At 64.5% G+C, this 11,982-nt stretch carries 11 protein-coding genes; 1 reads left to right on the top strand and 10 read right to left on the bottom strand.

Annotation, left to right across the window (positions count from 1 at the left end):
* Window positions 1-37: 37 nt before the first annotated feature.
* The 10 genes from JHW44_RS14200 to JHW44_RS14155 all read right to left on the bottom strand — a co-directional run bounded on the left by JHW44_RS14200 (window position 38) and on the right by JHW44_RS14155 (window position 10,829).
* A complete protein-coding gene (locus JHW44_RS14200) occupies window positions 38-1,714 on the bottom strand; it encodes an acetate--CoA ligase (protein ID WP_089345187.1) in 1,677 nt (558 codons plus the stop codon).
* The gene (locus JHW44_RS14195) at window positions 1,704-2,081 is read right to left on the bottom strand and encodes a Zn-ribbon domain-containing OB-fold protein (protein ID WP_089345188.1); all 378 of its coding nucleotides are present in this window, start codon (window positions 2,079-2,081) and stop codon (window positions 1,704-1,706) included. The genes JHW44_RS14200 and JHW44_RS14195 overlap by 11 nt, the downstream gene beginning before the upstream one ends.
* Window positions 2,078-3,238 carry a thiolase family protein gene (locus JHW44_RS14190; protein WP_179217756.1) on the bottom strand — a complete coding sequence of 387 codons (1,161 nt, stop codon included), beginning with the start codon at window positions 3,236-3,238 and terminating at the stop codon, window positions 2,078-2,080. The genes JHW44_RS14195 and JHW44_RS14190 overlap by 4 nt, the downstream gene beginning before the upstream one ends.
* Window positions 3,235-4,428 carry an MFS transporter gene (locus tag JHW44_RS14185; RefSeq protein ID WP_089345190.1) on the bottom strand — a complete coding sequence of 398 codons (1,194 nt, stop codon included), beginning with the start codon at window positions 4,426-4,428 and terminating at the stop codon, window positions 3,235-3,237. Before JHW44_RS14185 ends, JHW44_RS14190 begins: the two co-directional genes overlap by 4 nt.
* Window positions 4,429-4,532: 104 nt before the next feature.
* Complete coding sequence (locus JHW44_RS14180) at window positions 4,533-6,386, bottom strand: heavy metal translocating P-type ATPase (protein ID WP_089345191.1); 1,854 nt, start codon at window positions 6,384-6,386, stop codon at window positions 4,533-4,535.
* A gap of 211 nt (window positions 6,387-6,597) precedes the next feature.
* Window positions 6,598-7,134 (bottom strand): cytochrome b, encoded by a 537-nt coding sequence (locus tag JHW44_RS14175; RefSeq protein ID WP_089345192.1) that lies wholly within the window; start codon window positions 7,132-7,134, stop codon window positions 6,598-6,600.
* Window positions 7,135-7,172: 38 nt separating this feature from the next.
* Window positions 7,173-8,168, bottom strand: coding sequence for a YHYH protein (locus JHW44_RS14170; protein ID WP_245847276.1), 996 nt, complete (start codon window positions 8,166-8,168; stop codon window positions 7,173-7,175).
* Window positions 8,169-8,217: 49 nt separating this feature from the next.
* Window positions 8,218-8,994, bottom strand: coding sequence for a hypothetical protein (locus JHW44_RS14165; RefSeq protein WP_089345194.1), 777 nt, complete (start codon window positions 8,992-8,994; stop codon window positions 8,218-8,220).
* Entirely contained in the window at window positions 8,994-9,458 is a 465-nt protein-coding gene (locus JHW44_RS14160) for a MarR family winged helix-turn-helix transcriptional regulator (RefSeq protein ID WP_089345195.1), read from the bottom strand. The genes JHW44_RS14165 and JHW44_RS14160 overlap by 1 nt, the downstream gene beginning before the upstream one ends.
* Before the next feature lie 183 nt (window positions 9,459-9,641).
* On the bottom strand, window positions 9,642-10,829 hold the full coding sequence (locus JHW44_RS14155) for a phytanoyl-CoA dioxygenase family protein (RefSeq protein ID WP_089345196.1): 1,188 nt from the start codon (window positions 10,827-10,829) through the stop codon (window positions 9,642-9,644).
* A gap of 95 nt (window positions 10,830-10,924) precedes the next feature.
* Here JHW44_RS14155 and JHW44_RS14150 point away from each other — a divergent pair, with 95 nt between their 5' ends.
* A complete protein-coding gene (locus JHW44_RS14150) occupies window positions 10,925-11,953 on the top strand; it encodes a LacI family DNA-binding transcriptional regulator (protein ID WP_089345197.1) in 1,029 nt (342 codons plus the stop codon).
* Window positions 11,954-11,982 lie beyond the last annotated feature (29 nt).

Below are 11,982 nucleotides of genomic sequence, written 5' to 3'. Positions count from 1 at the left end.
CTCCCTCTCACATGTCATATTAGTATGAACCAATTTGTTATGTCAAATTTATATTGGCAGATTCCTGAGCGCGAAGCGATTTTCTGTTGATCTTGCCCGACGAGGTCATCTGAAACCCGTCAACAAAGTCGATTTCACGCGGCGCCTTGTAAGGGGCCAGCCGGGTGCGGACATGCTCTTGCAACTCCTTGACCAGTTCGGGACCGGGCCGGGCGGAACTGGCGGGACGGACAAAGGCCTTGACGATCTGGCCACGCTCGGGATCGGGTTTGCCGATCACCGCAGCTTCGGCCACGGCGGGATGGGCCAGCAGGCATTCCTCGATCTCTGCCGGACCGATACGGAAACCGGAAGACTTGATCAGATCGTCCGAGCGGCCCTTGTACCAGAAATAGCCGTCGCTATCGCGCACCGCCAGATCATGGGTCCGCATCCAGTCGCCCAGACGCAGCTCGGCTTCCTTTTCGGCATTGTTCAGATAGCCCAGATAGCGGGTCGGGGCCGTCGCCGGGGTCACGATCTCGCCCGGCTCGCCATCTGGCACCTCGCGCCCCTCGGCATCGACCAGACAGACCTTGTGGCCGGGATAGGCCACGCCCATAGAACCGGGCTTGCGCGGATACAGCCGGGCGCAATTGCCAATCAGATGGTTCACCTCGGTCATGCCATAGAATTCGTTGCAGACCACGCCCAGACGGTCCTCGGCCCAGGCCAGCGTATCGGCGGCCAGCGCCTCGCCGCCGGTGCAGATCACCCGCAGCGCCAGATCGTGATCCTGTCGCGGGTTGGGGGTTTGCGCCAGCCGCTTGATCGCGGTGGGGGCCAGAAATGTATGCGTGACCTTGTGGCGCGCCATGAAGGCATAGGCCCAGTCGGCCTTGAAGCGCGCCTCGGATGTCACCACCGGCCGTCCTGCCAGCCATGCCGGAAACAGCATGTCCAGCAACCCGCCAACCCAGGCCCAGTCCGAAGGCGACCAGAACACCGCATCATCGTCATGCATCGACAGGTCGAAAAACAGGCTGATCGAAGGCACGTAAGAGGCCAGCACCCGATGCCCGTGGCGGATGCCCTTGGGCATGCCGGTCGAGCCGGACGTATACATCAACAGCGCCACATCATCGGCGCCGGTATATTCGGGAACAAAGCCTGCGGGGGTCGGTCCGGCCAGGACATCGCGCAGATCGCGCTCAGGTCCGGTAGTTTCCGAGACCAGCACATGTTCCAGCGCCGGAAACAGCGTCGCCGCCTCGGGCCGCAGCCCTGCCCAGCCCGATTCCGTGGTCAGCAGGCAACGCGCGCCACAATGGTTCAGCGCATGGGCCAGCGCATCCGGCCCGTATAGCTGTGACAGCGTCACCGCCACGCCGCCCAGCTTGCACACGGCCATATGGGCGATGGCGGTTTCCGGGCGCATCCCGGTATGCAGCCCGACGGGATCACCGCGTCCATAGCCAAGCGCGCGCAAATGCGCTGCCAAGGCGGTCGCGGCCGCGTCGATCTGGCCAAAGCTCCAATGCTCCAGCTCATCTTCCCCGCGTTCAAAGATCATCGCCGGGGCATCCGCGCGACCTTCGGCCAGCTGCCGCCCCACGGTCATGGCATGGATATTGGCATCCTCGGGAATATCGATCTCGATCCCCGCTTCTCTGCGCCGCAGGCCGATTCCGGCCAGTTTGTCATCACTCCAGTCAGCGAACAGATCAGTCATCATTGCGGGGTTCCTCTAGTTCCAGCCACAGGCCGGCTTCGTTTTCAGGCGGCAGCAGCGCGCCGCGTTGCGTTGTGATTTCAGGATTTTTCAGGCGGACCATGGCCGCGTTACCGGCACCGTCGAACCGCACAAGGGCATAGGCCGCATCAGGCGTGTCGCTGCGCTGAATCAGCGCGGCCCGCCCGCTCAGCGCGACCCATGCACCGTCACGCGCACCGCAAGTGCCACAGGTCAGCGAGGGCGGAAAGGCGACATGGCCGCAGCCCCCACATCGCCGGGCCAGCGCGTGGCCCCTGTCCAAAGCCTCGAAATGCGGGGCAAGACGGCCCGTGGGCTGGGCGTATTCCAGATGCAGGATGCGTTTCATGCGCTGCCCTCCAGGATCGACAGCGCGCAAAGGGTGGCGATACCGCCATGGGTATCGACCAGCGCAAATCGGGGCGGTTGGGCGGGGCGGCAACCGTGATAGCGCCCCTCGATCTGTTGCGCGGCGGCCAGAATCTGCGCCACGCCGGTCGCCCCGACCGGCGCGCCCTGCCCCAGCAACCCGCCGGACAGATTGACCGGCAGCGCCCCATCGGCCGCAAAGCACCCGTCGCGTTCAGCGGTCAGGACGTTGTCGGTCAGACCCAGCGCATCCAGTGCCTGCAATTGCGCACCGGAAAAGCTGTCATACAGCTCGACCAGCCCGATGGCATCAGGCGCACATCCGGCCTGAGTCAGCGCCGCACGCATGGCCACGGTCTTGGCAGCAAAGCGCCCCGGAGCCGCACGATCACCCAGCCGCACCCGGTCATTGGCCACGGCCATGCCTGCCAGCCGCGCCCGACCCGACCTTTGCGGCAGATCCGCGCCGCGCCCCAGAATGACGCATGCCGCGCCATCGCTGAGCGGCGAACAATCCAGCCGCCTGTAAGGCGCAGATACCAGAGGCGAGGCCAGCACATCGGCCTCGCTGACATCAAGCGGCAGATGGGCATAGCGGTTCTGTCGCGCATTCTGCCGGTTGCGGGCGGCCACGCGGGCGAAATCCTGTGCCGTCGCGCCGCTGTCCTGCATGAAGGCCAGCGCCGACAAGGCATAGATCGAGGCCGAGCCAATGCCGAGCGCTCCTTCAGACCATGCGTCATAGGACAGGCTGTACAGCGCCCCGACGCTGGCCCCATCCAGATGTGCGGCCGAGGCCTCGAATCCCAGCACCGCCACGCGCCGCGCCTGCCCCGAGGCCACCAGCGCCGCGCCAGCCTGCACCGCCAGATGTCCGGTCGCGCCGCCGCCTTCTGCCCGCAACAGCCGGATGCCCTGCAGGCCAAGCTCATCTGCGATCAGCGCAGCAGGGTTCAGTTGCAGGGAAAAGAAGTCGCTTTCGCTGGCCACCACCAACGCATCAATATCGCCCGATGCCAGACCCGCGTCATCCAGCGCGCCGTGAAAGGCCTCAAGACACCAGTCGCGCCATGAACTGCCATCCTTGCGGCGGTTGAAGACGGTCATCGCGCCGCCCCCGATCAACACATCGCTCATGTCCATTCCTCCCGCCGCGCCCGGCGCATGAATCCGGCCAGCAGTGCCAGACCGGCCCCGTCCGCCAGCAACACCAGCACCAGCAAGCCCACCAGACCAAAGCCCGATGTGACCCATGCCGCCACGGTTGGCGCGACGCCCATCATCAACAGGCCGATCATCGCGACCACACCCAGCCGGCGGGCAAATCCCGCGCCGGGCAGCCAGCGCGCGCCCAGCAAGGGCCGCAGGATCGTCAAAACCCCATAACAGCCGCCCTGTATCACCAGCGCCAGCAGCGCCATTCCCATGCCGCCGCCCAGAAACAGCAGCAGTGGCGGCAACAGCATCGCCGTGAACAGCAGCAGCGCCGCCGGTTCCGAGTGCAGCCGGCCCTGCACCCGTTCCCACATCAACCGTCCGGCAACCTGCGCCGGGCCAAGCACCATCGGCAGCATCAGCGCCCCCGACAGGCCGCGCGCCTCGACCAGTTGCGCGGGCAGCTGGAACAACAGCGCGGCATGGCCGAACATCATCAGCGCAAAGGCCATGCCAAAGGCAATGGTCCGCGCGCGCTGCTCCTTGCCGGGCGGGGCGCAGGCGGTCGCCTGCAGGTTTTCATCGCCTTGTGGATCAGAGGGCAGGATCGCCGTTGCAAGCAAGGCGATGACGGCGAAGATCACGACGATCCAGCGCCAGCCAAGCCCTGCCGCCGCCAAGGCACTGACCAGCGGAAAGATCAGCAGGGTCGCAAAACCGGCAATCAGGGTGATCAGGGTGATCGGGCGGCGGGCCTCAGGGCCGAAACGGCGGATCATCAGGCTGAAACAGGGATCATACAGCGTCATCGCCATCGGCCCGCCCAGCAGCACAAGCGCCACCGCAAGCAACCACAAGGTCTGCGCCCAGGCCGCAAGCAGCAACAGCACGGCGCCGCAGATTCCGGCAAGCCGCATGGCACGCCCCGCGCCGCCCCGGTCCACAACGCCTCCTGCAAAAGGACATAATACCGCCCAGACCAGAACGCCCGAGCTCATCGCGCCCGAAACGGCGACATCAGACCAGCCGCTCTGGGCCAGCAAATGCGGCAAGAGCGCAGGCATCAGGTAATAGAAGGATGACCAGAACAGCAGCTGCGCCACCGCGTGACGCAGGACGAAGATGCGATCCGCGCGCAGATCCCGACCGGTGCTTTCGCCAGTTGCCGCCACGCCTCGCTCCCCGCAGTATTTGTTACTACCAATTCGTTGGTATCAAAACTTGCAGCGCTTGGCTAGGCATTCTTGCATGTGATCCGCAACCGGGAATTCCGGGCTCAGGCGCTGGCCGTATCACAGGGCGCAATCCTCAGCGCACGCAGGGCGTTCAGGATCACGGCGACATCGATCACCTCTTGCAACACCGCCCCCTGAACCGGCGTCAGAAAGCCGAACGCGGCCGCGATCATGCCTGCGACCGACAGGCCAATTCCCACGACCACGCTTTCCAGCGCGATATGGCGGGAACGGCGCGCGATCTCGATTCCCGGACCAAGACGATCTACCCGGTCCACCAGCAGCACGACATCGGCGGCCTCGGCCGATGCGGCAGCGCCGCGCGCACCCATGGCCACACCAACATTGGCCGCAGCCAGCGCGGGGGCATCATTCACCCCGTCACCGACCATCATCACCGGCCCGTTCTGGCGTTCGGACAGCACCAGAAGAACCTTCTGATCGGGGGTCAGACCGGCGCGCAGACCGTCCAGTTCAAGCCCATGGGTCACGCGCTCGGCCACGGCGGCGCGATCACCCGTGGCCAGAAGAATGCGCATGACGCCCTGTCCGCGCAGCCCCGCCAGCATCGCCGCCGTGCCCTGACGCAACGGATCGGCCATGATCAGACGCCCCGCCGGTCTTCCATCGACCGCCACCGCAACCAGCAACGCGCCCGCTTCCAGCACCGGGTCATCGCCCGCCTCCTGCCCGATGCGCCGCGCCACGTAATCATTGCCGCCGACCACGACCTGATGCCCGTCAACCGTGCCTTCGACCCCTTCACCAGGAATCTCTGTAACCGCCGAAGGCACCGACAGCGCCGCACCGCGGGCCTTTGCCGCCGCGACAAGGGACTGGGCAACGGGATGTTTCGAGGCCTGGTCCAGCGAGGCAGCAAGGCGCAGGATCTCTGCCTCATCCAGATCGCCGCTTGCGTCGATCGAGATGATCTGCGGGCGGCCATCGGTCAGGGTGCCGGTCTTGTCGAGGATCAGCGTGTGAATGCGGGCCATGGCCTCCAGCGGCGCAGCGCCCTTGATCAGCACCCCGAAATGCGCCGCCCGCGACAGCCCGGCAACCAGCGCCACCGGCACTGCAAGGATCAACGGGCATGGCGTTGCCACAACCAGCACCGCCACCGCGCGGATCGGGTCGCCGGTCAGCCCCCATGCCGCCATTGCGATGACCACGGTCACGGCCAGAAAACCCAGCGACCAGCGGTCCGCCAGACGTGCCATCGGCGCCTTGGATCGCTGCGCCTGCTCGACCAGCCGCACGATCCCGGCATAAGTGCTGTCGCTGGCCCGGCGCGCGGCGATCAGATCGAAGGGTTCGCCCGCATTGGTCGCGCCGCTCATGACCTCGGCCCCGCGTGCCAGCCGCGCAGGCAGGGATTCCCCGGTCAGGGCGGAACTGTCCAGAAAAGCCATATCCGAGGCCACCGCGCCATCCACCGGCACCACGTCACCCTGCCGGATCAGCAGCCGGTCGCCCGGCGCAATCTCATCCAGCGGGACATCCTCCAGCCCGCCCGCCTGATAGCGATAGGCCGTGCGCGGCACCCGCGACAGCAGGGCGCGCATCTCGCGACGGGCGCGCCCTTCGGCAAAGCTTTCAAGGACATTTCCGCCCGAATACATCACGGCGACCACAGCCGCCGCCAGCGTCTCGCCAAAGATCAGCGCCGCGCTCATCGACAGGGCGGCTACGATATCCAGCCCGACCTCTCCGCGCGACAGGCTGCGCAGGATCTGAACGCATAGCGCCGCCAGAACCGGCAGAACCGTAACGGTCCAGACCAGATGCGAAGGCCCATCCATGTCGGCAAAGTAAAACCCCAGCCCCAGCGACAGGCCCAGCAGCGCGAACAGCAAAAGCCCCGTTTTCAGCCATTCATCGCGGACGATTTCCATGAGGTTCACTTCATCTGCGGCAGGCCGGTCATTTCCGCAGTATTGCACAATCGCGGGCCCATCCCCGCGTTTCGGACCGTGGCTTCATCTTCGCGCAGGAAAATGAATGCGTCGAGGGTCTTGTGCCTGTGGCATGGGCGCAAGCCGAACTATGCCGGATCAGGGCGGGGCCAGATATTGTCCGGCCCCCGCCAGAGAAGCGGTCGTGTTGTCAGGCCATGCGGCTCAGGACATCATCGTGCCGGACTACCCGGTGCCAGAGGACCGCCACGGCGATATGTCCCAAGACCAGCACCGCAAGGATCCAGCCCATTTCCCCATGCCATTCGGCGACGGCCTGCGTCCAGGCAATGGGCGTTTCACGGGCGGGAAAGATCTGCAGTCCCAGATAGTGCAGCCCGTGCTCGCCCCCGGCACCTGCCACGATCCGCACCAGAGGAACGATCACCATCAGCGCATAGATGGCCAGATGGCCGATCGCGGTGGCCTGACCCATCAGCCCCGAATGAGAGGGGCGCCGCGCCAGATTGGCCAGTCCCCAGGCTCCGCGCAGCAAAACCAGAATGAACAGCGTCATTCCAAGGTCGAAATGCCAGCTCCACAGGATGCCGCGCAAGGCGTCTTCGCGCGGCAGCGCCCAATGCGCCCATGCCGAAAGGAACTGTGCGGCAAACATGGCGGCCATGCCCCAGTGCAGCACCCGGCTGACAAGCCCGTACCGGTCGGGCCGGTCCGTAAGTTGTGTCATGAGGATCTCCGTGTATGTCCTGACTTGAAATGATGCGTTCAGGGATGCGGCCTGCGCTGCGAAGCATCACAACTGCCGTCGGGATCCTCCAGCGTGCAGCCGGCCTGAGCCACGAGACAGCCGAGGATGGCGTTCGAACCCGCCGCACCCGCGTGATAATGATAGCTGCCGTCCGATGCCAGATGCCCATTGCAGGCATCAAGGTCTTCTGGCCCAGAGCCATCGCCAAGCAGATGCTGAAAGATGGGATGGCCGTCCATGGCTATGCCGATCTGCGACCCGTGGCCGGTCCCAAGCGCGGCTGCCGTCGTGCCCGGTGCATGATCCAGACAATCGGTCACCGCGTGATAGTGATAGCCGACATGCGGGTTCACATGGCCGCCGCAATCGTCGAAGGGCGCAACCGTATGGGCCGAAAGGATCGCATCCAGAGGCGCCGGCCCATCCAGGCGGACGCCGTTATAGGCAATGCCGGAACCGGTCTGATTGGTGGGCATCGGTCTGTTCGATTCCACCGGCTCGACCGGGATGACATAGGTGACCGAAGCATCCTCGGGCAGATATTCCGGCAGGCATTGAACGCAATAGTTATGATAGGCCGGATCCACATCGGGGCGCGCCGCTGCCTCGCAAGCCTCCAGCGTGCCCGTATAGCGGATGTCGCCGGTCTCGGGGTCGAACAACTGCCAGTTCGCATCGCCATAGAATTCGGCAAGATTGGCGATGAAATCGCCGTCGACATCAAGAACCTTGCCATCCTCCAGCCAGATTCCGCCGGCATCGGCCCCATCTGCGATATTGCTGGGGCACCATGGGCCGGGGGTATAATCCTGCGGGTCTGGTGTGACGGTGATCCTGAAACAGCGCGTCTCGGCACCGCCCGACAAGGTGCAATCGACCAGTTCGGGGCCGGCGACAACATTCGCCGTTTCGAAAAAGGCTGCAACGCGGGCCAGCGCGTCGTCGTCATGGGCCCCCGCATGGGCCGAGGCCATGCCGGCGCTGCCTGCCAAGAGCAGGGAAGGAAGGATCATGCGTGTCACGGGGAACTCCATTTCGATCAACTGTCCTGGGATGTTCGGGTTACGGGCTGGGCGGCGCGGGCAATGCAGCGCGAAGAGCCGCCTCGTCCAGATCAAGCGTCTCGGCCAGATCGGCACCCGGCCCGCCGGCGGCCTCCAGGGTCTGCATCAGCGCATCAGCGGTGACACCCAATCGGGCGGCTGCTTCGTCAAAACCCGGGGGCATGCCGCCGGGATCGATATGCCCGCCACAGTCATCCAGTGCGGGCAGGTGATCGCGGTCCAGAACCGAAGGCGCATCGGCAAAGATCGGCACACCATCCAGCGCGACCGCTACCTTGGCGACAGTGCCCAGATCGCTGGGACTGTCAGCCATCACCGGCGCGATGGGCAGGCGCATGGTGATGGTGACGCTGTCATCGGGCGAAGCGGTCAGACAGGTATGGGCAACCGTCGGCTGTTCGGTGCGGATGTCGACCGAATAGACGTTGCCATCCTCGTCATAGAAGCGATAGCCCAGATCTTCCAGCATCTCGAAAAATGCGCGGTCCAGCCGGTATAGCCCGGCATTTTCACCATCCCAGTCCCACAGCCCGCCGGTGTCATCCAGCGTTGCAGGACAGAACGGCCCGATCTCCAACCCTTCGGGCTGATAGGCGACCGTGAATTCCTGACATTGCGCCGCATCGCCATTTTCCAACGTGCAATCGACAATATGGGGGGCCTCGACGAAATCGGGGTCTGCAAAGCCCATGTGATCGGAATGGGCCATGGCCGACGTCGCCAGCGCAAGGGCGGCAAGCGTGGCCAGGGGCAGGCACGTCACGCATGAAGACATCACCGGGTCCTTTCGGAGGGCGATTTGCATTGACCGGGCACATGGCCGCCCAGTTTTTCGCGCAGATTCTTGGTCTGCCGTGATAGTTCGGCAGCATTTTCGGGACCGACAAGCTGCGAAATCATCGCGTCAATCTCGCTCCAGGCAATATGAATTTCCGATAGCAGGCCACGTCCCCGGTCGGTGAGGCGCAACAGATTGCTACGCGCCTCCGAGGGATCGACCTCGCGGCTGATCAGACCGGCATCGATCAGACGCGCGGTCATCGTGCTCATGCTGGCAGGGGTGATCGCGAATTCGCGTGCCAGAGCGACCTGTGAGGCCGGCTCCATCCGCGACAGGGCATCAATGACACGTGCCTGACGCGGGCGCAGACCGATCATGTCAAGACGACGGCGCAAGGCTTCCTCGACCAGATCGGCGGAATGCAGCAGGGGATGCAAGAGCAGCAGTTCAGTTTCCATACTTACAGTTAGTATGCTAACTGCTATGCCATCGCAAGCCCTGCATGGTCGGGATCTACCGGTCGGCAGGTTGGAAACACGTCAATGCGCAGAAAATCGCTGCCAGGCGGTGGAGCCTCCCGGCAGCGAAATTCACCTCTGACCGAACCAGGACAGAGGTAAATGAGATGGGGCAAGGCCCGATCAGTGGGAACGCTTGCGGGCGTTCTGTTCGGTGATCGCCTGCGTCAGCCGCGCCTCGTCCCAGCCTTCGGCCAGGGCCTGCCGGACCACATCCTGCTGGCTGGGCGGGGCCATGCCCGACAGCGGCGAGTCGATGTCCAGATTGGCCGGGAAAGGATAGCCCTCGGCCATGGCGGCAACGATATTGTCAGCTTCGCGCATGGTGACGCTGCCTGCCTCCAGCAGCCGTTTCACGTCACCATAAACCGCCAGCGTGATGCGGCTGCGATCGACGATCTCGATCGAACGCCCATAGGCCGACCCGATCTGCATCAGATTGGCAAAGCGGTGAATGTCGCTGCTGCAATTCTCGCCTGCAGCGTGGAAGGTGGCCGGGTTGAAGAACAGCATGTCGCCTTTTTCCAGCGGCAATTGCACATGGTGCTCTTCGAAGAATTCACGGAAACGCGGCAGCAGCACGGCGATATAGCCGGGCAGATAGCTTTGCGAATAGGGCAGCAGCTTGGTCGGTCCGCTTTCCAGGGGCATTTCGCTGTGCGCCACGGCACCCTGCAAGGTCAGCGAGGCCGACAGCGCATGTTGCGAGGCCGGATAGCCCTTCAGCGTTTCGACATCCTGAAAGCCCATGTGATAGTCGCGGTGGCAGGTCTGCGACTTGCCGCCGGGGCGCACGACATTGACCTGAGTGGTGATCTGATAGCCCGAACCCAGCCAGGATTCACTGACACGGCGCACCAGTTCATTGGCATTGTAGCGCGCGAACAGTTCGGGCGCGCGCACGGCCAGCTTTTCATGGGCATTCCAGACCCGACTGTTGGCACCGGCAGCAGCGAAATGGTCGCCCTTCCCCGATGCGCTGGCCTCTTCGTCGGCAATGATCTCGCCGAGCGCCTCGGTGACGGCATCGACCAGCGCCGGATCGTCATAGCCGCGACGAATGGCGATGATGCCCGGCCCGCCCGCAAAGGCGCGGTTCCATTCCGCCATCACCACGCGGGCCTGCGGCTCATCCGCCATCGCCCGGCGCATCGCATCGCCGTCATAGATGGGAATGTTGCGCGCAATCTCGACCGCATGGGGATAGTCTTCGGCGCGGGTTTCCTGCGAGACATGACGTTCGAATTCGGCAATGTCACAATGGCTGTCATCCAGCCAGACCGGTTCCTGCGGCTTGTTCTGATCGAACATGGTTTCTCCTCCTGATTTCATCTCTCCTCGTTCCATGCTAGGTCCGGGCGGCGGCGCCGTCGCCGGTCCGATCCATCAGAAATACATCAAGCCCAATGCCTCATCCCTTTCCGATCAAAGAGATCGCCCGTCAGGCCGGACTGAGCACCGCCACGGTTGACCGCGTGATGAATCAGCGCCCCGGCGTGCGGCGACAGACCGCGAACCGCGTGATGACCGCGATCCGCGAGCTGGAGGCGCAAGAGGCGCAGTTGTCCATGGCCGGGCGCAAGCTGATGATCGATCTGCTGGTCGAGGCACCGCCTGCCTTCCTGAACGCCTTGCAGGATGCGGTGGCACGCGAACTGCCCCTGATCCAGACCGCGATCTTTCGGGTGCGCAGCGATCTGCGGGCGCGCTTTCCCGCACAGGCAATGGCCAGCGCCCTTGATCGCGCCGCGCGGTTGAAAAGCGACGGCGTGATCGTCATGGCCCCTGATACCGCCCCCCTGCGCAGGGCCGTGGACCGGCTGACCTCGGCAGGCATCCCCGTCGTCACGCTGGCCACCGACATGCCGGCCACCGGTCGCGTGGGCTATGTCGGGCTGGACAATTTCCGCGCCGGCGAGACCGCCGCCTGGCTGATCCGCAAATGGGCAAGGCCCGATGCGCCGCGACGGGTTCTGGTGATCAAGCGCAACGAGGCATTTCATGGTGAGACCGACCGCGAAAAGGGCTTTCGCGCCGCCATGGCACAGCAATGGCCCGCCGCCGAAGTCAACGTCGAGGTGCAGGGCGAGGAAGGCCCCGATTTCGCCAGACGGCTGGCCACAGATCTGGCCGCGCATCCGGTGGCAGCGATCTATTCCATCGGCGGGGGAAACCGCAATTTGCTGGCCGCACTGGCCGCGGCGGATCTGCCCCGACCGCTGATGATCGGCCATGATCTCGACCCGGAGAACCGCGCCCTTCTGGCGCAAGAGCAACTGGACGCGGTGCTGTATCACGATCTGGCCGAGGATATCCGCCACGCCTGTCAAAGCTTCATGTCGGTTCACAGCCGCGGCACGGTGCCCATGCCCGCACAGGGCGCGGTGCTGCGCGTCATGCTGCCGCCGATGCTGACGACACAGGTTCGGATGTAATCACGCTTCGCAACCCTGCCTGGACAGAG

This window comes from Paracoccus seriniphilus (genome assembly GCF_028553745.1).
GTDB lineage: Bacteria > Pseudomonadota > Alphaproteobacteria > Rhodobacterales > Rhodobacteraceae > Paracoccus > Paracoccus seriniphilus.
This window is presented reverse-complemented; position numbering and strand designations above follow the sequence as displayed.

Excerpts from the sequence above, each read along its gene's own strand:
- JHW44_RS14155 (WP_089345196.1), bottom strand. The coding sequence starts at position 10,829 with ATGTTCGATCAGAACAAGCCGCAGGAACCGGTCTGGCTGGATGACAGC.
- JHW44_RS14160 (WP_089345195.1), bottom strand. The coding sequence starts at position 9,458 with ATGGAAACTGAACTGCTGCTCTTGCATCCCCTGCTGCATTCCGCCGAT.
- JHW44_RS14170 (WP_245847276.1), bottom strand. The coding sequence starts at position 8,168 with ATGATCCTTCCTTCCCTGCTCTTGGCAGGCAGCGCCGGCATGGCCTCG.
- JHW44_RS14150 (WP_089345197.1), top strand. The coding sequence starts at position 10,925 with ATGCCTCATCCCTTTCCGATCAAAGAGATCGCCCGTCAGGCCGGACTG.
- JHW44_RS14195 (WP_089345188.1), bottom strand. The coding sequence starts at position 2,081 with ATGAAACGCATCCTGCATCTGGAATACGCCCAGCCCACGGGCCGTCTT.
- JHW44_RS14200 (WP_089345187.1), bottom strand. The coding sequence starts at position 1,714 with ATGATGACTGATCTGTTCGCTGACTGGAGTGATGACAAACTGGCCGGA.
- JHW44_RS14175 (WP_089345192.1), bottom strand. The coding sequence starts at position 7,134 with ATGACACAACTTACGGACCGGCCCGACCGGTACGGGCTTGTCAGCCGG.
- JHW44_RS14180 (WP_089345191.1), bottom strand. The coding sequence starts at position 6,386 with ATGGAAATCGTCCGCGATGAATGGCTGAAAACGGGGCTTTTGCTGTTC.
- JHW44_RS14190 (WP_179217756.1), bottom strand. The coding sequence starts at position 3,238 with ATGAGCGATGTGTTGATCGGGGGCGGCGCGATGACCGTCTTCAACCGC.
- JHW44_RS14165 (WP_089345194.1), bottom strand. The coding sequence starts at position 8,994 with ATGTCTTCATGCGTGACGTGCCTGCCCCTGGCCACGCTTGCCGCCCTT.